At 71.5% G+C, this 20,936-nt stretch carries 18 protein-coding genes and 1 pseudogene; 14 read left to right on the top strand and 5 right to left on the bottom strand.

Features of this window, described 5'->3' with window-relative positions:
• The first annotated feature begins 5 nt into the window (after positions 1-5).
• From QQM39_RS42270 to QQM39_RS42330, 13 genes are all read left to right on the top strand, one after another.
• Positions 6-380, top strand: a complete 375-nt coding sequence (locus tag QQM39_RS42270; protein WP_302002870.1) for a carbohydrate ABC transporter permease — start codon at positions 6-8, stop codon at positions 378-380.
• Positions 323-955 carry a carbohydrate ABC transporter permease gene (locus QQM39_RS42275; protein WP_302002871.1) on the top strand — a complete coding sequence of 211 codons (633 nt, stop codon included), beginning with the start codon at positions 323-325 and terminating at the stop codon, positions 953-955. The genes QQM39_RS42270 and QQM39_RS42275 overlap by 58 nt, the downstream gene beginning before the upstream one ends.
• On the top strand, positions 955-1,890 hold the full coding sequence (locus QQM39_RS42280) for a carbohydrate ABC transporter permease (RefSeq protein WP_302002872.1): 936 nt from the start codon (positions 955-957) through the stop codon (positions 1,888-1,890). Before QQM39_RS42275 ends, QQM39_RS42280 begins: the two co-directional genes overlap by 1 nt.
• Complete coding sequence (locus tag QQM39_RS42285; protein WP_302002873.1) at positions 1,887-4,436, top strand: beta-galactosidase; 2,550 nt, start codon at positions 1,887-1,889, stop codon at positions 4,434-4,436. The genes QQM39_RS42280 and QQM39_RS42285 overlap by 4 nt, the downstream gene beginning before the upstream one ends.
• Before the next feature lie 12 nt (positions 4,437-4,448).
• A complete protein-coding gene (locus QQM39_RS42290; RefSeq protein WP_302002874.1) occupies positions 4,449-5,702 on the top strand; it encodes an ROK family protein in 1,254 nt (417 codons plus the stop codon).
• 254 nt (positions 5,703-5,956) lie between these two features.
• Positions 5,957-7,072 (top strand): Gfo/Idh/MocA family protein, encoded by a 1,116-nt coding sequence (locus QQM39_RS42295; protein ID WP_302002875.1) that lies wholly within the window; start codon positions 5,957-5,959, stop codon positions 7,070-7,072.
• On the top strand, positions 7,069-8,007 hold the full coding sequence (locus tag QQM39_RS42300) for a PmoA family protein (protein ID WP_302002876.1): 939 nt from the start codon (positions 7,069-7,071) through the stop codon (positions 8,005-8,007). The genes QQM39_RS42295 and QQM39_RS42300 overlap by 4 nt, the downstream gene beginning before the upstream one ends.
• Complete coding sequence (locus tag QQM39_RS42305; RefSeq protein WP_302002877.1) at positions 8,001-8,753, top strand: cupin; 753 nt, start codon at positions 8,001-8,003, stop codon at positions 8,751-8,753. Before QQM39_RS42300 ends, QQM39_RS42305 begins: the two co-directional genes overlap by 7 nt.
• A gap of 62 nt (positions 8,754-8,815) precedes the next feature.
• Positions 8,816-10,099 (top strand): ABC transporter substrate-binding protein, encoded by a 1,284-nt coding sequence (locus QQM39_RS42310; RefSeq protein WP_302002878.1) that lies wholly within the window; start codon positions 8,816-8,818, stop codon positions 10,097-10,099.
• The gene (locus tag QQM39_RS42315; protein WP_302002879.1) at positions 10,096-11,040 is read left to right on the top strand and encodes a carbohydrate ABC transporter permease; all 945 of its coding nucleotides are present in this window, start codon (positions 10,096-10,098) and stop codon (positions 11,038-11,040) included. The genes QQM39_RS42310 and QQM39_RS42315 overlap by 4 nt, the downstream gene beginning before the upstream one ends.
• The gene (locus QQM39_RS42320; RefSeq protein ID WP_302002880.1) at positions 11,037-11,903 is read left to right on the top strand and encodes a carbohydrate ABC transporter permease; all 867 of its coding nucleotides are present in this window, start codon (positions 11,037-11,039) and stop codon (positions 11,901-11,903) included. The genes QQM39_RS42315 and QQM39_RS42320 overlap by 4 nt, the downstream gene beginning before the upstream one ends.
• A 5-nt stretch (positions 11,904-11,908) precedes the next feature.
• Complete coding sequence (locus QQM39_RS42325) at positions 11,909-12,508, top strand: hypothetical protein (protein WP_302002881.1); 600 nt, start codon at positions 11,909-11,911, stop codon at positions 12,506-12,508.
• A gap of 185 nt (positions 12,509-12,693) precedes the next feature.
• Positions 12,694-13,365, top strand: a complete 672-nt coding sequence (locus tag QQM39_RS42330; protein ID WP_302002882.1) for a DUF4328 domain-containing protein — start codon at positions 12,694-12,696, stop codon at positions 13,363-13,365.
• A gap of 49 nt (positions 13,366-13,414) precedes the next feature.
• Here QQM39_RS42330 and QQM39_RS42335 read toward each other — a convergent pair.
• Together QQM39_RS42335 and QQM39_RS42340 are read right to left on the bottom strand one after the other, a co-directional pair.
• Positions 13,415-15,669 (bottom strand): annotated as a pseudogene (locus QQM39_RS42335) (heavy metal translocating P-type ATPase).
• 67 nt (positions 15,670-15,736) lie between these two features.
• Positions 15,737-15,952: a heavy-metal-associated domain-containing protein gene (locus QQM39_RS42340; RefSeq protein WP_302002883.1), complete on the bottom strand. Its 216-nt coding sequence runs from the start codon at positions 15,950-15,952 to the stop codon at positions 15,737-15,739.
• A 188-nt stretch (positions 15,953-16,140) separates the two neighbouring features.
• Between QQM39_RS42340 and QQM39_RS42345 the strand changes: the two genes are divergently transcribed.
• Positions 16,141-17,103 carry a hypothetical protein gene (locus tag QQM39_RS42345; RefSeq protein ID WP_302002884.1) on the top strand — a complete coding sequence of 321 codons (963 nt, stop codon included), beginning with the start codon at positions 16,141-16,143 and terminating at the stop codon, positions 17,101-17,103.
• Positions 17,104-17,105: 2 nt separating this feature from the next.
• Here the strand turns inward: QQM39_RS42345 and QQM39_RS42350 are convergent, their stop codons facing one another.
• The 3 genes from QQM39_RS42350 to QQM39_RS42360 are packed head-to-tail and all read right to left on the bottom strand — an operon-like array spanning position 17,106 to position 20,867.
• Complete coding sequence (locus QQM39_RS42350; protein WP_302002885.1) at positions 17,106-18,179, bottom strand: iron chelate uptake ABC transporter family permease subunit; 1,074 nt, start codon at positions 18,177-18,179, stop codon at positions 17,106-17,108.
• On the bottom strand, positions 18,176-19,249 hold the full coding sequence (locus QQM39_RS42355; protein ID WP_302002886.1) for an iron ABC transporter permease: 1,074 nt from the start codon (positions 19,247-19,249) through the stop codon (positions 18,176-18,178). The genes QQM39_RS42350 and QQM39_RS42355 overlap by 4 nt, the downstream gene beginning before the upstream one ends.
• Positions 19,239-20,867 (bottom strand): (2,3-dihydroxybenzoyl)adenylate synthase, encoded by a 1,629-nt coding sequence (locus QQM39_RS42360; RefSeq protein WP_302002887.1) that lies wholly within the window; start codon positions 20,865-20,867, stop codon positions 19,239-19,241. The genes QQM39_RS42355 and QQM39_RS42360 overlap by 11 nt, the downstream gene beginning before the upstream one ends.
• Positions 20,868-20,936 lie beyond the last annotated feature (69 nt).

Raw genomic sequence — 20,936 nt, forward strand, 5'->3', positions numbered from 1 at the left:
CGGCGATGGCGACCATCTCGAAGCCTGCCTCGACGGCTGTCCCGAAGACCGGGACGTCGTCGAAGCGGCGGCGCCGTGAGGCGCTCTGGTTCTATCTGTTCGTCTCGCCGTGGATGATCGGGTTCCTGGTCTTCCTGTTCGGGCCGATGATCGCGTCGGTCTACTACTCGATGACCGACTGGGACTCGTTCACCGAGCCCGTCTGGGTCGGGTTCCAGAACTACGTCACGCTGATCACCGACGACGCCAGGTTCTGGAGGGCGTTGTGGCACACCTTCTACTACGCGGTGGTCTCGGTCCCGCTCGGCCTGGTGCTCGGCCTGTGCTGGCGAATCTGCTCAACAAGCAGGTACGCGCCCGGAAACTACTGCGCACGCTGATCTATCTGCCGACCCTGGTGCCGCTCGTCGCCACGGCGATGATCTTCCGGCAGGTGCTCGCCCCGAACGGCCCGCTCAATGACGGGCTCGGCCTGTTCGGCGTCTCGGGCCCGTCCTGGCTGCTCGACGGGGACTGGGCGACCCCCGCGCTGATCGTGATGTCGGCATGGAGCGCGGGCGCCGCGACGGTGCTGCTGCTCGCCGCCATGAAGGGCATCCCGAAGGAGCTGTACGAGGCGGCCGAGGTCGACGGCGCGAGCGCGGTACGGCAGTTCTGGAGCATCACGCTGCCGCACCTGACCCCGATCATCTTCTTCAACCTGATCATGGGGATGATCGGCGCCTTCCAGGTCTTCGCCCAGGTGTACATCCTGGTGCCGAAGGGCAAGCTGCCCGCGGCCTACGCCGGGGCCGAGACGATGGTGCCGTACCTCTTCGACCAGGCCTTCGGCAACTACCACATGGGGTACGCGTCGGCCATCTCCTGGCTGCTGTTCCTCGTGGTCCTCGTCTTCACACTGATCGCATTCCGCACCGCCCGGCGCTGGGTGTTCTACGAAACCGAGGTGAAGTGATGGCCGGCCTCCTTACCACCCCGGCGCCGCAGCGGACGCAGGAGAGCGCCCCGCCGCGCAAGACCCGTTGGGGACGAGGGCCCGGCACGCTACGGGCGTTCCGGGCCACCCCGTTCACGTACGCGACGCTGATCGTCGTGGCGGCGATCCTCACCATGCCGCTGGTGTTCGTCGGCTCCATCGCGCTCTCCAGCGACGCGACGGTGAACACCAACTCCTTCACCCTCTTCCCGACCGAGTTCCACTGGGAGAACTTCACCCGGGTCTTCGGCTCCGAGCTGCCGATGGGCCGCTTCCTGATCAACTCCGTGATCATCTCGCTCTGTTCGGTCGCCGGGCAGATGCTCTCCAGCGGCCTGGTCGGCTATGCCTTCGCCCGACTGCGGGCCCCCGGCAAGAACTCGCTGTTCCTGATCGTCATCGCCACGATGATGATCCCGACGCAGATCACGATGATCCCGCAGTTCATCCTCTTCCGGGACCTGGGCTGGGTGAACACCTATCTGCCGCTGATCGTGCCGAACTTCTTCTCCAACGCCTTCAACGTCTTCCTGGTACGGCAGTTCGTCTCCCGGCTGCCCAGCCAGCTCGACGAGGCGGCCATGGTCGACGGCCTCGGCTTCTTCGGCATCTACCGGCGGATCATGCTGCCGATGCTGTGGCCGGTGCTCATCGCGATCGGCATCTTCACCCTGACCCACACGTGGGGCGACTTCATGGGCCCGCTCATCTATCTGAACGACGAGTCCAAGATGCCGCTGTCGCTGGGCATCCAGTACATCACCAGCACCTCGGCGGCGGGCCAGTCACCGTCGTGGAACCTGGTGATGGTCGGCTCGATCCTGCTCGCCCTGCCCATGATCATCGTCTACTACCTCGGCCAGAAGTACCTGTACGAAATGGACATCAGCGGCGGAAGCGCGGGAGTGAAGTGACCACCATCCACGTAGACGGCCGGGGCGTGTGGATCGACGGCCGCCCCCGCACCCTGCTGTGCGCCTCGCTGTTCTACTTCCGCCTCCCGCGGGAGCAGTGGCGCGAGCGGCTGGAACAGGTGCGGGCGTCGGGGTACACCTGCGTCGACGTCTATCTGCCCTGGAACTTCCACGAGTTGGCGCCCGGCCGCTGGTCCTTCGAGGGCCGCCGGGACGTCGCCGCCTTCCTGGACCTCGCGCAGGATGCGGGCCTTTACGTCATCGCGCGGCCGGGCCCGTACATCTGCTCCGAGTGGGACGGCGGCGCGCTGCCCGCATGGCTGGGCCTGGACCGGGAGTTGAGGGTCCGTCAGAACGAGCCCCGCTATCTGGAGCAGGTCACCGCGTGGTTCGACCAGGTGCTGCCGCTGCTGGCCGAGCGCCAGTACGGGGCGGGCGGCTCGGTGATCATGGTGCAGCTGGAGAACGAACTGGACTTCTTCGACTGCGCGGACCGCCCCGGGTACATAACCGCCCTACGGGACACGGCACTTCGGCACGGCATCTCCGTGCCGCTGATCGCCTGCTCCGGACAGGGCGATCTCGCGGGCGCCACAGGGGATGCGGACGGAGTCGTACCGGCCTGCAACTTCTACCCGGACGACGACTCCCCGGACATCGAGGCCGAAGTGCGCCGCTATGCCGCTCTGGTCGCGGAGCGCGGGGTGCCGTTGCTGGTCACCGAGACGAACCGGCGCCACCGGACGCTGCGGCTGCTGGCGAGCGGCGCCAAGCTGATCGCGCCGTATCTCCAGTCGTCCGGCTGGAACTTCGGGTACACCCCGTCGAGCGGCAACTGGGGGCGCCCCGGCAACTTCATGAGCCACGGCTACGACTTCGGCGGATACGTCACGTCCACCGGCGTGGCACGGCCGGAGTACGCCGAGGCGCAGGTACTCGCCCGGGTCGTCGAGGTGTGGGGCGACCGGCTGGCACTCGCCGTCCCGGGGGCGGCGGACACCGAGGTGGCCTGCGACTTCCCGACGAGCTCGGAGCCGGCCGCCCTGGACCTGCCGGAGGGCGGCCGCCTGGTGGCCGTACCGCATCTCGGAACGGAGCCGGGCACGGCGGTCGTTCGGGGTGTGCCGGTCGCGGTCGCGCCGGGATCGTGCCCTCTGATGGCGGTGGACGTGCCGTTGCGGCCCTGGGGCTCGGCGGTGACCCTGACGCTGGCCTCGGCGGATCTCGTGGCGGCGACGGACGGGGTGCTGGTGTTCTCCTCCGACGTGCCGGTCACCGTCGTACTGGACGGGACGCGCACCGAGATCCCGGTGTCCGACAGCAGGACCATGGCCGGAGTGACGCTCGTCGTGCTGTCGTCGGCGGACGCAGCGCGGCTGCGGTCGGTCGACCCCGTCGACCCAGACGGCACCGTGCACCTCACCGATGCGCCGCAGCAACCCGAAAAGGCCGCGCGGACCGCCGTGCGCGAGGTGCGGCGGCGGTCCGAAACGGCCCCCGAGAAGCCGGCCGGGCTGCACGCGCTGCCGCCCACGCTGGAGTCGCTCGGGGTGTACCGGGGGCGCGGCGTCCACCGGACCACCACGGATCTGACGGACGTCGACGCGCTGCTGCTCACCGGCGCGGCCGACATCGTCGACCTGGCGGTGGCGGGCCGCACGCACCCGCCGATCGCCGGGTTCGACGCGGCGCGGACCATCGATGTGCGGGACGTGACGGGCAGTGTCGCGATCGAGGCCGTCGTGGAGATCTGGGGCCACGCCAACTTCGACGACGCCCGCCTGCCCGCGCTCCGCCTCGGCGCGCTGCGTGGCCTGGGCACCCTCTGGAAGGTCCGGGACACCACGGACGTGTCGGCCCTGTGGACGGTGCACGGCCACTGGGCCGCGGCTCCCGCGCCGACCCGGGTGCTCGGGGGCTGGAGCAGCACCCGCGTCGCGGCGCCGGTCACCTACACCCGTACGGTCCACGCGCCCACCCCGTCGGCGCTGCATCTGCGCGGGGTCGCCGAACCGCTGCGGGTGAGCGTGGACGACGGGGAGCCGGAGACCGTCCACGCCGAGAACCCCTGGGTGCTGCTGTCCGCCGGCACCCACCGGGTCTCGGTCACGCTGCCGCACCACCCGAGCGGTCCCGGCCTGCGCGCCGAACTGCTCGCGCTCGACGCCGTACGCGACTGGTCGTGCGCCGTGCAGGACGACGAGCTGCTGACCGCGTTCGCCGCCGGCTCCGGCCGCACGGAGGAGGTGCGGCTCCCGCTGGTGCTGAAACCGGGGGAGGAGGCATGGCTCGACGTCGACCTGCCGGCGTCGCCGGACGGATACCTGGTCCGGCTGGATGCCACGCAGGTCCGGGTGACCGGATGGGCCGGCGGCGAGTGCGTGGGGCGCGTCTGGGTCGGCGACCGGCCCGACTTCTCGGGCGGTGACCCCGACGCGCTCTGGGTACCGCCGAACTGGCCGGGCCTGACCCTGCTCGCCCAGGGTATTGAGGGGCGTGACACGCCGGAGATCCGTACGCTGTGGCTGGGGGGACCGACCGACTGAGGGGGAAGACCGGTGGCCCGGCACACGGCCCGAGACGTTCGCAGCGAGAACCGTTTCGAGGTGCTGCGCGCACTGTTCGACCTCGGGCCGTCCTCCCGCCAGGAACTCGCCCGGCACACGGGCCTCAGCCAGGCCACCGTGGCGACACTGGCCGGCCAGTTCCTGGCGGAGGGCGTGCTGCACATCGCCGCCGTGGAGCGCAACGCCGTGGGACGGCCGTACGAACGGCTCACGATCAACCCGGACCGGGGCCGCATCGTCGGTGTCGACGTCGCCGAGACCTACGTCGAGGCCACGGTGTACGACCTCGCTCTCGGCGTCCTGGGCCGGCACGAGGCGGCCCTCGACGAGGACCAGAACGACCAGGCGTACGTCGTCGACGGCATCGTCGGCGCGATCGAGGCCGCCCTGGACGCGGACAGGACCGAGCGCGACCGGATCGTGGGAGTCGGGGTCAGCATGCCGGGCCACGTACACCACGACGCCGGGGTCTCCGTCTTCGCGCCGAACTGGGACTGGCACGACGTCCACATCGAGGAACTGCTGGCCGAGCGGCTGCGGTTGCCGGTGTACGTCGACAATCCGCTCAAGGCGGCGATCCTGTCCGAGATGTGGTTCGGCGTCGGACGCGTCGTCGACAGCATGGCCGTGGTCAACATCGGCACCGGGGCCGGCGCCGGCATCGCCATCGAGGGCACCCTCGTCCGCGGCATCACCAACAACGCCGGCGAATGGGGTCACACCCTCCTGATGCTGGACGGTCGCCCGTGCCGCTGCGGCCGACACGGGTGCGTGGAGGCGTACGTCGGCGCTCCCGGCCTGGAGGCGACGCTGGCCGAGATCGACCCGTCCCATCCGGCGCTGGGGCAGCCCGGGCAGCGCGACTTCGTCGAGACCGTCGCCGGCGGGCTGGCCGCGGGGGACCCGGTGCTGCGGGAGCTCGTCCGGCGCACGGGCCGCTATCTCGCCGCGGCCCTCGGCGACCTCGTCAACCTGCTCAACGTCCCGAAGGTGACTCTCACCGGCTGGCTGCCCAAGGTGCTGGCCCCGTGGCTCGTCCCCGCCGTGCGGGACGAACTGCCCCGTCACGTGCTGCCGGGTTCCCTGCCCGGCCTCACCGTCGAGGTGTCCGAGGTGCCCGGCAACGCCGTGTGCCTGGGCATGGCCGCCTTCACCCTGGAGCAGTTCCTCGCCCGGCTCGGCCTGGTCAGCCAGGCCCGGACGCGGCCGCAGTCGGGTGCCGAGACCGCCCAGCCGATCGGCTGACGCGCCCGCCCAACGGCCCGTCAGCCGTCCCGAGTTGCGCCGCGCCACCGCTCCTGAGCCCTCAGTGATCTTCATCCCGTTTGAGTGCCCGCCCGGAAGGGGAGCGTGCGGGGGGTGAGCCGAGCCGAACGGTCAAGGCTTTGCTCATGTCGCCGCAGAGGGGTTGTCCTGACATTCGGTCCCTGCCTAGGGTCGCCCTCGAAGTGCAAGCGCTTTCTGAGCGGGCTGTCCGTCGGCCGTCCGAGGAGAACTGCATGTCCCCAAGCACCGCCCGCCGCCGCGTCGCCGTGATCGGCACCGGCGCCATCGTCAGCGGCAGCCATCTCCCCGCCCTGAGACACCACGCGGACCGGGCGGAGCTGGTCGCCGCCGTCGACGTGGACCGGGCCAGGCTGGACGCCTTCCGGGAGCTCGCGGGCGAGGACGTCGCCGGGTACACCTCGACGGACGACATGCTGGACGCCGTACGCCCCGACCTCGTCCTGATCGGCACGCCGCCGTCGCTGCACCGGGAGCAGACGGTCGCCTCGCTCAAGGCGGGCGCCTGGGTGCTGTGCGAGAAGCCGCTGTGCCTGTCGCTCGCCGAGTACGACGACATCGCGGCGGCCGAGGAGGCGTCGGGGGCGTACGCGTCGGTCGTCTTCCAGCACCGGTACGGCTCCGGCGCCGTGCACGCCCGGGAGCTGATCGCGAGCGGTGAGCTGGGCGCCCCGCTGGTCGCGCACTGCCAGACGACCTGGCATCGCGACGCCGCGTACTACGCGGTGCCGTGGCGCGGGAAGTGGGCCAGCGAAGGCGGCGGGCCCACCATGGGGCACGGCATCCACCAGTTCGACCTGCTGCTGCACCTGCTCGGGCCATGGGCGGAGATCCGGGCCATGGCCGCGCGCCTGGTCCACGACACCGAGAGCGAGGACGTCTCGACGGCCCTCGTACGCTTCGAGAACGGCGCCCTCGCCACCGTCGTCAACAGCGTGCTGTCCCCGCACGAGGTGAGCCGCATCCGCATCGACTGCGCCGACGCGACGGTCGAGCTCACCCACCTGTACGGCCACCGCAACGACGACTGGGTGTACACCCCGGCCCCGCACGTCCCCTCCGAGCGGGCCACCGCCTGGCGCACCCCGGCCGCGGACCTGCCCAGCTCGCACACGGCGCAGCTCGGCGCCCTCCTCGACGCCTACGACGACGGTGTCCGGCCGCCCGGCAGCGGTCCCGACGCCCGGGCCACCCTCGACTTCGCCGCAGCCCTCTACAAGGCCGCTTTCACGGGGAGCCCGGTGCTCGCGGGCGAGATCCGGCCCGGCGACCGCTTCTACCCGGCCATGCACGGCGACCACCCCCACTGGGCCCCCAAGGAGCGCGCATGAGCATCCGCGTCAGCCACGTCCACGGCGACCACATCGCCGTCGAGGCGGCCAACGGCACGGAGATCCTCCGCTACGTCTACCGCCCCGACCCGGAGGCCTTCGAGTCCCGCAAGCCCTACGCCCACCCGGTGCGCACCCTCGCCGGGCGCACCGTGACCGGCTACCGGCCGAACGACCACCGCTGGCACAAGGGCCTGCAGATGACGGCGAGCCATCTGTCCGGGCAGAACTTCTGGGGCGGCAACTGCTATGTCCACGGCGAGGGTTACCTCGCCCTGCCGGAGCGGGTCGGCTCCATGCGGCACGACGGCTTCGCCGACTTCGCGGCCGAGGACGACCGGCTCGCCTTCACCGAGGAGCTCACCTGGGTGGAGAACGGCGGCGAGGAATGGGCGCGCGAGGTGCGCGGGCTGACGGTCCACTCGGTGGACGAGGAGGCCGGCGCCTGGGCTCTGGACTGGTCGATCCGGCTGACCAACCTCCGTGCCGTGCCGCTGGCCTTCGGCTCGCCCACCACAGCCGGCCGTGAGATGGCCGGCTACACCGGACTCCAGTGGCGCGGCCCCCGGGACTTCACCGGCGGCACCGCCTTCGGCCCCGACCTCGACGGGGGAGCGGGCGCGGACGCGGGCAAGCTGATGGGCACCCAGGGGCCGTGGCTGGCCTTCACCACCGAGCACGACGACGTCGACGGGCACTCCACGCTCGTCTTCGCACACGCCCCCGAGAACCTCGACGAGAACGCCGCGATCCACGAGTCACACTGGTTCGTGCGCTCCGAGCCGATCCCTACGGTGGCGTTCTCCTGGGCGTTCTTCGAGGAGTTCGAGCTGCCGCCGGGCGAGTCCTTCGCGTACCGGTATCGCGTCGTGTTCGCCGACGGGGCGTGGGATCGGGAGCGGGTGGCCTCCCACCTGGAGGGAATGCCGTGGTGAAGCCCCACCTTCCGCACCCGCTGCCCGGCGCCGTCGGTCTGTCCCACCTCAGCGCCTACGACTGGGAGGCCGCCGACGGCGTGTGCGGCGGCAGCCCGCATCTGCATCTGGTGTGCACGGAGGCGTACGTCGTCACCGGTGGCCGGGGTGCCGTGCAGACGCTGAGCCCCGACGGCTACCGGGACGTCCCCTTGGAGCCGGGCTCCGTCGCCTGGTTCACGCCCGGGACCGTGCACCGTATGGTCCAGGGCGGCGATCTGCGCATCACCGTGCTGATGCAGAACAGCGGACTGCCCGAGGCGGGCGACGCCGTCTTCACCTTCCCGCCCGAGGTGCTCGCCGACCCCGAGAAGTACGCGGCGGCTGCGGCGATCCCGCCCGGCACGGGAGCGGACACGGCGGCCGTCGCGCGCCGCCGCAGAGACCTCGCCGTAGAGGGCTACCTCGCCCTGCGCGAGGCGCTCGTCGCCGGTGACAGCGGCCCGTACGTCGAGTTCCAGCGTGCCGCCGCCCGCCTCGTGCGCGCCAAGGTGCCGAACTGGCGGGAGCTTTGGCGGGCGGGTGCGCTGGCCACGGCCGAACGCACCGGCGCTCAGCTCGACGCGCTGGAGGCCGGTGAGCCGGCGTATCTCGCCGACGCGACCTCGTACGAGACCGCGCCCACCAGGCTCGGCGGCTTCGGCATGTGCGGCCGCCGGGACGAGTACAACCTGCCAGGGACGACGCTGCCGTCCGGCGGCGAATAGCAGGCCAGGGGGGCCGAAGGGGGGCCAACAGAAAGTCCGAGGAGAGAAGAGGTGACCTCGGCATGCCCGGACACAGGACAAAGGGGTTCTGCGCGTCGGCCGCCGCACTCGTGCTCTGCGCGGTGCTGGCGGGCTGCACAGGATCCGGGGAGTCGGTCGGCGGCGGCAAGGTCGTGCTGCGCTACACGTGGTGGGGCAACCCCGACCGCGCGGAGCGCACCGAGCAGGCCGTCGCCCTGTTCGAGAAACAGCACCCCAACATCCAGGTGCAGACGTCGTTCTCGGCCTACGAGGCCTACAAGCAGAAGCTCGCCACGCAGGCCGCCGGCGGCGACGCCCCCGACGTGATGCAGCTCGACTACCGGCAGATCGACCAGTACGCCTCCGGCGGTGTCCTGCTCGACCTCGCCGAGCAGCAGGCCGTACTGCGCACCGGTGAGATCGACGCGGGCCTGCTCGCCACCGGCCGGCTGGACGACACGCAGTACGCGATCCCCCAGGGCCGCGCCACCGAGACCGTCGCCTACGACGTCAAGGCGTGGAAGGCGTCCGGGGTGCCGCTCCCGGGCCGGAGCTGGACCTGGAGCGAGTGGGCCGACGCCATGCGGGCCCTGGCGAAGAAGACCGGCAAGCCCGGCGCCACCGACCCCGGCCAGAGCGAGGACTGCTTCGAGGTCTGGCTGCGCGGGCAGGGCAAGTCCCTCTACACCGAGGACGGCGGGCTCGGCTTCACCGCCGACGACCTGACCCGCTGGTGGACCTTCACCGACGAACTCCGGCGCGCGGGCGCCGTCTCGCCCGCCGAGCAGACCACCCAGCTCGACGGCTCCGTGGAGAACACCCCGCTGGGGCGCGGCGAGGCCACGTCCGACGCCAACTGGGATGCTCCGGCCAGCGGGTTCCTCGCCCTCATACCCGGCGGCGTCGCGCTCGCGCCGATGCCGTCCGGCGAGGACGGCACCCCCGGCCAGTACTTCAAGCCGTCGATGTTCCTGGGCGTCGGAGCCAACACCGCTCACCCGAAGGAGGCGGCACAGCTCGTCGACTTCCTCATCAACGACGAGCAGGCGGGGAAGATCCTCGGCGCCACCCGAGGCATCCCCGTCAACGAGTCCGTCCGCGAGGCGATCGAGCCGCAGCTCAAGGACTTCGACAAGACGATCGCCGACTACCAGGCCTCCCTGGAGGGCTCCCTCAAGGACCCGCCGCAGGCCCCGCCCTCGGGGGACAACGCCCTGCAGGCCACCTTCCAGCGCGACTACGACCAGGTGTCGTACGAGCGCATGTCGCCACGCGAGGCGGCCGAGAACTACGTCACCGAGGCGAAGGCGGAGCTGAGGTCATGACCACCACCGACATCCCCGCGCCCGCTGCCAGGAAACCGGGGGCCACCACCGCCCCGAAGCGTCGCCCCAAGCGCGAAAGCCAGGGCCCCGCCTGGGTGTTCCTGTCCCCGTGGGTGCTGGGTGCCATCGTCCTGACGCTGCTGCCGATGGCCGTGTCGCTGTATCTGTCCTTCACCGACTACGACCTGTTCAACCCGCCGCGCTGGGTGGGCCTGCGCAACTACGTCCAGATGTTCACCGAGGACCCGCGCTACTGGCGGTCGGTGCTGACCACCCTGACGTACGTCGTCATCGCCGTGCCCCTGCAACTGGCGCTGGCCCTCGTCGTCGCGCTCGCCCTGAAAGGCATGAAACGCGGCAAGGGCTTCTACCGGTCGGCCTTCTACGCCCCCTCGCTGCTCGGCGCGTCGATGTCCATCGCCCTCGTCTGGCGCGCGATCTTCAACGACGGCGGCACGGTGGACAACCTGCTCGGCACCGGCGGCTGGGTCAACAAACCCGGCTGGGCGCTGCTCGCCGTAGCACTGCTGACGGTGTGGCAGTTCGGGGCGCCGATGGTCATCTTCCTGGCCGGCCTCCAGCAGATCCCGGGCGAGCTGTACGAGGCGGCGGCCGTCGACGGGGCGGGGAAGTGGCGGCAGTTCCTGTCCGTCACGGTGCCGATGCTGTCACCCGTCCTGTTCTTCAACCTCGTACTCCAGACCATCCAGGCCTTCCAGGTCTTCACGCCCGCCTTCGCGCTCAGCGCGGGCAAGGGCGGCCCCGCCGACTCGACCCTCGTCTACACCCTCTACCTCTACGACCGCGGCTTCGTCGCCTCCCACATGGGCTACGCCTCCGCCATGGCCTGGGTGCTGCTGATCGTCCTCGGCGCCGTCACGGCGGTGCTGTTCCGCACCTCGCGCTCCTGGGTCTTCTACGCCTCCGAGGGGGACCGATGACCACCACCACAACTCCGGTTGTCCGCAAGCCCGTTGCCTGGGGCCGGATCGCCCTGCACGTCGGCTGTCTGGCCGCGCTGCTGGTCATGCTGTACCCGCTGGCGTGGCTGCTGGCGACCTCGCTCAAGCCCGCCGACGAGGTCATCGCGAGCCTCGACCTGCTGCCCGGCCGCCTGGAGTGGTCGAACTACTCCACCGCCCTGGACGGCGTCAACGACGTGTCCATCTGGCGGCTGCTGACCAACTCGCTGCTGATCGCGGGCGGCGCGGTCCTCGGCAACGTCGTCAGCTGCTCGCTCGCCGCCTATGCCTTCGCACGCCTGCGATTCCGCTTCCGGGGGCCGCTGTTCGCGTTCATGATCGCGACGATCATGCTGCCGCACCATGCGGTGCTGATCCCGCAGTATATCATCTTCAACCAGCTCGGCCTGGTGAACACCTACTGGCCGCTGATCCTGCCGAAGTTCCTCGCCACCGAGGCCTTCTTCGTCTTCCTCATCGTGCAGTTCATGCGCGGCCTGCCGCGCGAGCTGGAGGAGGCGGCCCGTATCGACGGCTGCGGCCCGTTCCGCAGCTTCTTCAAGGTCGTGCTCCCGCTCACCCGCCCCGCGCTGATCACGACCGCCATCTTCACCTTCATCTGGACCTGGAACGACTTCTTCACCCAGCTCATCTACCTCTTCGACCCGGACAAGTTCACGCTCACGCTCGCCCTGCGATCGTTCGTGGACGCGTCCAGCACCTCGGCGTTCGGCCCGATGTTCGCGATGTCCGTGATCGCGCTGCTGCCGATCGTGCTGTTCTTCCTCGCCTTCCAGCGCCTGCTGGTGGAGGGCATGGCCAGCTCCGGGCTCAAGGGGTGAGCGGCATGGGAACGCGTGAGCCGGGCGAGGTCTTCGGGCCGCGGATGACCCTGTTCGCCGACATGCTGAGCGTCGGCCTCGCCACCGCCGTGGCTTGTCTGCCCCTGGTGACCGCGCCCGCCGCACTGTCCACGGCGTGCGCGGTGCTGCGCGGCGCGGGGGAGGGGCGGCCGGCCACGGCGGGGCAGTACTTCGCCCTCCTACGACGCCGACTGCGGGCCGGGGACCTCGTGGCGGGCGTCGTCGCGCTCGCGGGCGTCCTGCTGTTCGCCGCGGATCTGGCGCTGGCCGGGGCGGGGTTGCCCGGGGCGCCGCTGTTCGCGGTGACGGCCGCCGCGATCGGGGCAGGCGCCACGGTGGTGGGCCTCAGGGCCTGTGCCCGCCCGGAGGCGCTCACCGACTGGACAGCCGCGGTGCGCGGGGCCGCCCGGGATGCCGTGCGGGACGTGGGCGGCGACGGCTTGGTCCTGCTCGCGGTGGCCACCGCCGCTTCGTGCGCCTGGATGCTCCTGCCCCTCGCTTTCCTGGCGCCCGGGCCCCTGGCACTGGCCCTCACCGCCGTCGACGTACGACGTACGGTCGGCGCTGACCGGCAGCCGGGTTGACCTGGACCGATCCCAGAGGTTCGCCGCCTGCGGCATTGTCATGGACGGGAGGTATGCGGTCGGCGTATCGTGCCTCGGCCGCGCCTTCTTCCGCGGGCCTTTTCTTTCCGCCCGTGGGGGGCCTCATCGCCATGTCCGCATCCAATGAGCTACGTCCGCGTCCCCTGCTGCCCGCAGGTGCGCCCATGTCGTCCGTCGGTCTTCTGGCCGCAGCCGTCGGGGCGCTCGCTCTGGTGGCCCTCTGCGACCTGTTCAGCCTGTTCGCCGGATTCCGGCTCCGGGCGGTGATCGACGCGGACGGCGGCTTCGTCACAGCCCCGCAGCAGGCGTACGCAGCTGCTGCCTCGCTGTACGAGACGGCCGGCAGATACCAGGGCATGGTGTACCTGCCCTGCGCGATCGTCTTCGTCGTCTGGTTCTTCCGTATGCGCCGCAACACCGGACTTCTGGCGCCGGACCGGTTCCGCAACGGACCCGGGTGGGCCGTCGGAGCCTGGCTCATCCCGCTGGTGAACCTCTGGATGCCGTACCGCATCGCCCTCGACATGTGGGGCGCCGCCACTTTGCTGCCGTCCGACGGCGAGCGGTACCGGGCGCGGACCTGGCCGGTGAACCTGTGGTGGGGTCTGTTCGCCTTCAGCCTCCTGTTCAACCGGTACGCCGGGACGACATACCAGAACGCCGAGACGCCGGCGGAGATCAAGGACGCGGTGACGCAGTACATGGCCGCCGACCTGGTGCACATCCTCGCCGCCGCTGCCGCCGTCCACTTCGCCGTCCGGCTCACCGGCATGCAGCGGCTCAAGGTGATGGAGGGGCCGTACCGGTCCGAGGTCGTCAAGGGCGCGTCGGCCTGACGGGTGGGCCCCTCGGCGCCGCCCCCTTCGGGGCGGGCGGCGCGGCGGCTCAGCTCGCGGCCCGGAACGAGCGCAGCCGCAGGGAGTTGGCGACGACGAAGACCGAGGAGAACGCCATCGCCGCTCCGGCGATCATCGGGTTGAGCAGTCCGGCCGCGGCGAGCGGCAGCGCGGCGACGTTGTAGGCGAAGGCCCAGAACAGGTTCGACCGGATGGTGCCGAGCGTCCTGCGGGCGAGCCGGATGGCGTCGGCGGCGGCGCGCAGGTCGCCGCGCACCAGGGTGAGGTCGCCGGCCTCGATCGCGGCGTCCGTGCCGGTGCCCATCGCCAGACCGAGGTCGGCCTGGGCCAGGGCGGCCGCGTCGTTGACCCCGTCGCCGACCATCGCGACCGAACGGCCCTCACCCTGCAGCCGCTTGACGACATCGGCCTTGTCCCGCGGCAGCACCTCGGCGACGACGCCCTCGGGCGCGATACCGACCTCGCGGGCGACGGCGTGCGCGACGGCCTTGTTGTCGCCGGTCAGCAGGATCGGGGTGAGGCCGAGGGCGCGCAGCCGACGGATCGCCGCGGGGCTGGTCTCCTTCACGGCGTCGGCGACCTCCAGGACCGCCCGGCCTCACCGTCCCAGGCGACCGCGATGGCGGTACGACCGGAGGCCTCGGCCTCGGACTTCGCGTGCGCCAGCGGCTCCGGCAGTTCCATGGCCCACTCTTCGAGGAGCCGCTCCCGGCCCACCAGGACCGCGTGGCCGTCGACCACGCCCTGCACCCCGAGGCCGGGCACGTTCGCGAAGTCCTCGGGCGTGGGCAGCGCCCCCAGCTGCTGAAGCGCCCCCTCGGCCACGGCGCGCGCGATCGGGTGCTCGGAGGCGTGCTCCAACGCGCCCGCGAGCCGCAGCACTTCGGCCTCGTCGGTGCTGTCGGCGGTGTGCACGGCCAGCAGGGCCATCCGGCCGGTGGTCACCGTGCCCGTCTTGTCGAGGACGATCGTGTCGACCTTGCGCGTGGACTCCAGCACCTCCGGGCCCTTGATCAGTATGCCGAGCTGGGCGCCCCGTCCGGTGCCCACCATCAGCGCGGTCGGGGTGGCCAGGCCCAGGGCGCACGGGCAGGCGATGATCAGTACGGCGACCGCGGCGGTGAAGGCGGCGGCCGGCCCGGCGCCGTTGCCGAGCCAGAAGCCGAGGGTGCCCAGCGCGAGGGCGATCACGACCGGCACGAACACGGCGGAGATCCGGTCCGCGAGCCGCTGAGCCGAGGCCTTCCCGTTCTGCGCGTCCTCCACCAGCTTGGCCATCCGGGCGAGTTGGGTGTCGGCGCCCACGCGGGTGGCCGCGACGACGAGGCGGCCGCCCACGTTGATCGTGGCGCCGGTGACCGGGTCGCCCTGGGCCACCTCGACCGGCACGGACTCGCCGGTGAGCATCGAGGCGTCCACCGCGGAGGAGCCCTCGACGACCGTGCCGTCGGTGGCGATCTTCTCGCCGGGACGGACCAGGAAGCGGTCGCCGACCTTCAACTCCGCGACCGGGACGGTGTGTTCGGTGCCGTTGGCGCGCAGGACGGTGACGTCCTTGGCACCCAGCTCCAGCAGGGCCTTCAGGGCCGCGCCCGCCTTCCGCTTGGAACGGGCCTCGAAGTAGCGCCCGGCCAGGATGAAGGCGGTGACTCCCGCGGCCGCCTCCAGGTAGATGTTCCCGGAGCCGTCACTGCGGGAGACCGTCATCTCGAAGGGGTGCGTCATGCCCGGTTCGCCCGCGGTGCCGAGGAACAGCGCCCACAGCGACCACAGGAACGCGGCCGACGTACCGACCGAGATCAGCGTGTCCATGGTGGCCGCGCCGAGCCGCAGGTTGGTGAACGCCGCCTTGTGGAAGGGCCATGCGGCGTACGTCACGACGGGCGCCGCCAGGGTGAGCGACAGCCACTGCCAGTACTCGAACTGCAGGGCCGGGATCATCGCCATCGCGATGACGGGGACGGCCAGCGTCACGGCGGTGACCAACCGCTGCCGCAGCGGCCCTAGTCCGTCGTCCTCGTCCCGGGTCTCCGGCGTGTCCCGTACGGGCGGCGCGGGTTCCTCCGCCGTGTACCCGGTCGCCTCGACGGTGGTGATCAGGTCCTGGACGGAGACGTCACCGCCGTAGCTGACCTTCGCCTTCTCGGTGGCGTAGTTGACGGTGGCGGTCACGCCGTCCATGCGGTTCAGCTTCTTCTCGATGCGCGCCGCGCACGAGGCGCAGGTCATGCCGCCGATGGCGAGCTCTACCTCGGTGGTGGGGTGGGACGCGGTGGAGGTCATCGCTGCTCCTGGTGCGGGGTGGGGGCCGGAGCCCGGAGTGGCCGGGCGCGGCCGGTTCGCGGGCGGGTCAGGCCGCGCGGCCGGTCAGCTCGTAGCCGGCGTCGTCGACGACCTCGGCGATCAGGGCGTCGTCGGGCTCGGCGGCACTGGTGACGGTGACCTGGCCGCTCGCGAGATCCACGCCGACGTCGGTGACGCCGTCCAGCTCGCCGATGACCTTGGTGAGCGCGGCCTTGCAGTGCGCGCAGCTCATGCCGGAGACGGCGTACGTGGTGGTGGACATGGTCCCTCCTCGGGGTTTCGGGTTCCCGTCGACCTCGATACGGGGCAGGGGTATCCTTGCTGGAGTCCTGCATACCCCTAGGGGGTATCTGGTGCAATATCGGATACGGCTTGACTTCATACCCCCTGGGGGTATGGTGAGCTGTATCGAGAGCTTGCAACGAAAGACCTGACCCGCAGGAGACCGCCATGCATGCCGGACTGAGGATCACCGCGTTCGCCGCCGCACTGGCCGCGACCTTCGGCACCGCGTACGGCGTGGGCCTGGGCATGGACCCCGTCGTCGAGGACCCCGCGCCCGCCCGCCACGTCGATCACGGCGAGCCGTCACCGATACCCGAGGGAGGAGGAGGCCACGGCGGGCACGAGACGGAGCCGGCCGGTGGGCTGCAGATCTCCGAGGGTGGCTACACCCTCGACCTGAGGACCCCGAGCGTCACCGCCGGGACCCGCGCCGACCTGCGCTTCGTCATCCGCGACAGCGGCGGCCGAGCCGTCACGGCCTACCAGCGCGAGCACGAGAAGGAACTGCACCTCATCGTGGCCTCACGCGACCTGGTTACCTACCGCCACCTGCACCCCGCCCGCGCCGCCGACGGTACCTGGAGCATCCCCGTCGAGCTGCCCCGCGCGGGCGGCTACCGCGTCTTCGCCGACTTCACCCCGGCGAAGGAGGGCGCCGAGAACCTCACGCTCGGGGCGGATCTGGCGGCCTCGGGCTCCTACGAACCGCAGAAGCTCCCCGCGCCGGGTTCCACCGCGAAGATCGACGGCTATGAGGTCCGTCTGGACGGCGGCCTGCTCCCGGGCAAGGAGAGCGAGCTGAAGCTCAAGGTGTCGCGAAACGGCCGCCCCGTGACCAACCTCCAGCCCTACCTCGGCGCCTACGGCCACCTGGTGGCCCTGCGCTCCGGCGACCTCGCCTACCTCCACGTCCACCCGGGCGGCGCACCCGGCGACGGCAGGACGAAGCCCGGTCCGGAGATCTCGTTCATGGCCACGGCGCCGAGCAGCGGCACGTACCGCCTCTTCCTCGACTTCAAGCACGAGGGTCAGGTGCACACCGCGGCGTTCACGGTCCCGGCCGCTGCGGCGTCGTCCGTACCGTCGGAGGCGTCCTCGCCGGAGGCCGAGCCGAGCCACGGCCACTGACGTCAGATCCGCCCCACCCGCCGCTGCCTGCGCAGCAGCAACCCCAGGTACACCCCGCCGACGACCGCGGTCACCACGCCGACCGGCAACTGCGCCGACTCATGGATGCGTTGGGAGGCGAAGTCGGCGGTGACCACGAGGAATGCTCCGGTGCAGGTGGCCGCGAGGAGGTTGGGCCCGGGGGCCCGGGTGAGGCGGCGGGCCAGCTGGGGGGCGATGAGGGCCACGAACGGGATCGGGCCGGCCGCGGCGGTGGCCACCGCGCAGGCCGCCGTGGCCAGCACCAGGATCACCAGCCGCGTCCGCTGCACCGGCACCCCGAGCCCGCCCGCCACGTCGTCGCCCATCTCCAGAATCTTCAGCCGGCTCGCGGCGAGCGCCACCAGCGGCAGCACCACGAGCAGACCGAAGGCGGCCGGCCGGACGTCCTGCCAACCCCGGCCGTTGAGGCTGCCGTTGAGCCACACCATCGCCTGCGCGGCCTGGGTGAACCGGGCCTTGGCCAGGAGATAGGCGTTCACCCCCTGGAGCAGGGCACTCACCCCGATACCGACCAGCACCAGCCGGTAGCCGTGGATGCCCTGCCGCCACGCCAGCAGATACACGAGGACCGCGGTCGCGAGGCCACCGCCCACCGCCCCGACGGCGATCTGCCCGCCGGTGCCGCCGACGAGCAGGACCACCAGCAGGCCTCCGGTGGCGGAGCCGTAGGTGAAGCCCACGATGTCCGGGCTGCCCAGCGGATTGCGGGTCAGGCTCTGGAAGAGGGCACCGCTCAGGCCGAGCGCCGCACCGACCAGGATGCCGGTGATCAGGCGGGGCAGCCTGAGGTCGTTGACCACGAAGTCGGTGCGCGGGCTGCCGTTGCCCAGCAGGGTGCGGACCACGTCCGCCGGGGAGATCGTGTACTCGCCGGTGCCGAGCGCGAGGACGCCGGCTGCGGCGGTGGCGGCCAGCACCAGCACGCAGACCGTCACCGCGCGCACGTCCACCCGCAGGGAGAAACGGTGCGAGCGGCTCCGTACGACATGCGAACGGGCGCGCGGACCGGTGCGAGCCGGTGCCCGGGTCGTCATGCGGTCACCGTCCGGCGGTAGCGGACCAGGGCGATGAACACCGGTGCGCCGACCACCGCGGTGACCACGCCCGCGTCCAGTTCGTCGGGGCGTACGGCGATCCGGCCGAGGACGTCCGCGAAGAGCAGCAGGGCGGGCGCGAGGAGCAGGGACAGCGGCAGCGTCCAGCGCTGGTCGGCCCCGGCGATCATGCGGGCGATGTGCGGGACGGCGAGGCCCACGAAGACCAGCGGCCCCACGGCCGAGGTCGCCGCACCGCACAGCAGCGTCATGGCCGCGAGGCCGAGGAAGCGTGTGCCGTCCACATGGGCGCCCAGCGCCCGGGCGCCGTCGTCGCCCAGCGCCAGCGCGTTCAGCGGCCGGACCAGCGCCAGTGCGAGCACCAGACCGACCGCGACGAACGGCGCGATCGTCGTGAGGGTCTCGCTGTCGGCCCGGGCGAGCGAACCCACGCTCCAGAACCGCAGTTGGTCCAGCGCCTGGGCGTCGAGCAGCATCAGCGTCTGGCTGATGCCGGTGAACACGGCGGCGACCACCGCACCGCCGAGGGCGAGCCGCTCCGGTGTGGCGCCGCCGCGACCGCCCGAGGCCAGCGAGTACACCAGCAGCCCCGCCACCACCGCGCCCACCATGGCGAACCACACCGACGCCCACAGGCTCGTGATGCCCAGCACGGTGAGGGACAGCACCACTCCGGTGGCGGCGCCCGCGTTGATGCCGAGCAGTCCCGGATCGGCCAGCGGATTGCGGGTGAGCGCCTGGATGAGCGCGCCCGCGACGCCGAGCGCGGCGCCGGCCGCGATACCGGCCAGGGTGCGCGGCACGCGGACGTCCCAGACCACCGAGGCCGCGGTCGACCCGTCGTCATGCAGCAGCGCGTCGACCACGACGGACGGGGCCAGGGCGCGTGAGCCGACCGCGAGGCTGAGCATGACGGCGGTCAGCAACAGGAGCAGGGCGCCGAGCACGGCCAGAGTCCGGGTCGAGTTCCGGCGCCTGGGGGACTGTTTCGCCGTCTTCTTCGTCTTGCCGGACTGTACAAGAGGGGCCGTACCGGCCTCAGTTGCCACCCATGCCCTCCGCGCGGAGGCGATCGGCGATCAGTCGGCCGAGCGCCTTCTTGTCGATCTTGCCTACCGAGGTCCGGGGAAAAGCCTCGATGACCTCCACCCGGTCGGGGAGCTTATACGCGGCGACCCCTCGCTCGGTGAGGAAAGCGGCCAACTCCCGCTGGGCCGGGGCCTGTCCGCGCGGGACGAGGTAGGCGCAGGTGCGCTCGCCCATCGTCTCGTCGGGCATGCCGACCACGGCCGCGTCGTGCACGCCCGGGTGGGCGAGGATGTGGTTCTCCAGTTCCTCGGCGGAGATCTTGTCGCCGCCCCGGTTGATCTGGTCCTTGGCCCGGCCCTCGACCACGAGATGGCCGGTGGGCAGGATCCGGACGAGGTCGCCGGTGCGGTAGTAGCCGTCGGTCGTGAAGGCGCGGGAGTTGTGCTCGGGGGCGCGGTAGTAGCCGCGCAGGGTGTAGGGGCCGCGGGTGAGCAACTCGCCGCGCTCGCCCGGCGGTACGTCGCGATCGTCCTCGTCGACCACGCGGAGTTCGTCGGCCGGGGACATCGGGCGGCCCTGGGTGCCGATGACCAGCTCGGGCGGATCGTCGAGCCGGGTGTAGTTGAGCAGGCCCTCGGCCATGCCGAACACCTGCTGGAGCGTGCAGCCGAGGGCCGGTTCGACCCGGGCGGCGGGCTCGGCGCCCAGCTTGGAGCCGCCGACCTGGAGCAGGCTCAGCGAGGAGAGGTCGGCCTCCTCCCACTCCACCGCGTCCAGCCACAGCAACGCGATCGGCGGGACCACGGCGGTGGCGGTGACCTTCTCCCGCTCGATCAGCGCGAAGGCGTCCTCGGGGCTCGGCGTGGGGGAGAGCACGACGGTGCCGCCCGCCATCAGCGTGCCCAGCAGACCGGGGCAGGCCAGCGCGAAGTTGTGCGCGGTCGGCAACACCACCAGATAGACGGTGTCACGGTCGAAGCCGCAGACCTCGGCGCTCGCGCGGACGTTGTACGCGTAGTCGTCGTGGGTGCGCGGGATGAGCTTCGGCTTGCCGGTCGTGCCGCCGGACAGCAGCAGTACGGCCACGTCGCCGGGGTCGGCTTCGGGTAGCGGGACCGGGTCGGCGTCGATGTCGGCGAGCGCGGTGAACTCCGCTGCGTCGCCCGCCACCAGGACGTGCTCGATGCCGGGCACGGCCTTGCGCAGGGCCCGGGCGAGCCCGCGGTGGTCGAAGCCGTCGTGCAGGTCCGGGATCGCGTACGCCGTGGCACCGGACACCTCGGCGACATGCACGATCTCGCTCTCGCGATGCGCGGGCAGGGTGAGTACGGGTATCGCGCCCGCCCTCAGCAGCGCGAAGAAGAGCACCACGAAGGCGTCCGTGTTGGGCAGTTGGACGACCACACGGTCGCCGTCGCCGATGCCGAGCCGCCGCAGTCCCGCCGCCATGCGGTCGGCGCGCAGATCGAGTTCGGCGTACGTCCACCTGTTTCCGTCGGCGTCCACGAGCGCGGTCCGCCGCGGCTCGCGCTCGGCGCTCTCCCTCAGTAGCCGGTCCAGCGGCCGGCCTCCCCAGTAACCCTCTGCGCGGTACTTCTCGGCCAGCGGTTCCGGCCAGGGCACCCAACCGTCGAGCATCCTCAACTCCCGCCTGCTGTTTAGGAAAGGCTTGCCTAATCAGTCATCGGGGTCAAGCCTGGGGCGCGA

The sequence above is a fragment of the Streptomyces sp. DT2A-34 genome, assembly GCF_030499515.1.
Classification (GTDB): domain Bacteria; phylum Actinomycetota; class Actinomycetes; order Streptomycetales; family Streptomycetaceae; genus Streptomyces.

What these genes read in the sequence shown, in the direction of transcription:
- QQM39_RS42280 (WP_302002872.1), top strand. Translation starts at nt 955, where the DNA reads ATGGCCGGCCTCCTTACCACCCCGGCGCCGCAGCGGACGCAGGAGAGC.
- QQM39_RS42340 (WP_302002883.1), bottom strand. Translation starts at nt 15,952, where the DNA reads ATGTCCACCACCACGTACGCCGTCTCCGGCATGAGCTGCGCGCACTGC.
- QQM39_RS42315 (WP_302002879.1), top strand. Translation starts at nt 10,096, where the DNA reads ATGACCACCACCGACATCCCCGCGCCCGCTGCCAGGAAACCGGGGGCC.
- QQM39_RS42325 (WP_302002881.1), top strand. Translation starts at nt 11,909, where the DNA reads ATGGGAACGCGTGAGCCGGGCGAGGTCTTCGGGCCGCGGATGACCCTG.
- QQM39_RS42350 (WP_302002885.1), bottom strand. Translation starts at nt 18,179, where the DNA reads ATGACGACCCGGGCACCGGCTCGCACCGGTCCGCGCGCCCGTTCGCAT.
- QQM39_RS42295 (WP_302002875.1), top strand. Translation starts at nt 5,957, where the DNA reads ATGTCCCCAAGCACCGCCCGCCGCCGCGTCGCCGTGATCGGCACCGGC.
- QQM39_RS42310 (WP_302002878.1), top strand. Translation starts at nt 8,816, where the DNA reads ATGCCCGGACACAGGACAAAGGGGTTCTGCGCGTCGGCCGCCGCACTC.
- QQM39_RS42360 (WP_302002887.1), bottom strand. Translation starts at nt 20,867, where the DNA reads ATGCTCGACGGTTGGGTGCCCTGGCCGGAACCGCTGGCCGAGAAGTAC.
- QQM39_RS42345 (WP_302002884.1), top strand. Translation starts at nt 16,141, where the DNA reads ATGCATGCCGGACTGAGGATCACCGCGTTCGCCGCCGCACTGGCCGCG.
- QQM39_RS42270 (WP_302002870.1), top strand. Translation starts at nt 6, where the DNA reads ATGGCGACCATCTCGAAGCCTGCCTCGACGGCTGTCCCGAAGACCGGG.
- QQM39_RS42300 (WP_302002876.1), top strand. Translation starts at nt 7,069, where the DNA reads ATGAGCATCCGCGTCAGCCACGTCCACGGCGACCACATCGCCGTCGAG.
- QQM39_RS42320 (WP_302002880.1), top strand. Translation starts at nt 11,037, where the DNA reads ATGACCACCACCACAACTCCGGTTGTCCGCAAGCCCGTTGCCTGGGGC.
- QQM39_RS42330 (WP_302002882.1), top strand. Translation starts at nt 12,694, where the DNA reads ATGTCGTCCGTCGGTCTTCTGGCCGCAGCCGTCGGGGCGCTCGCTCTG.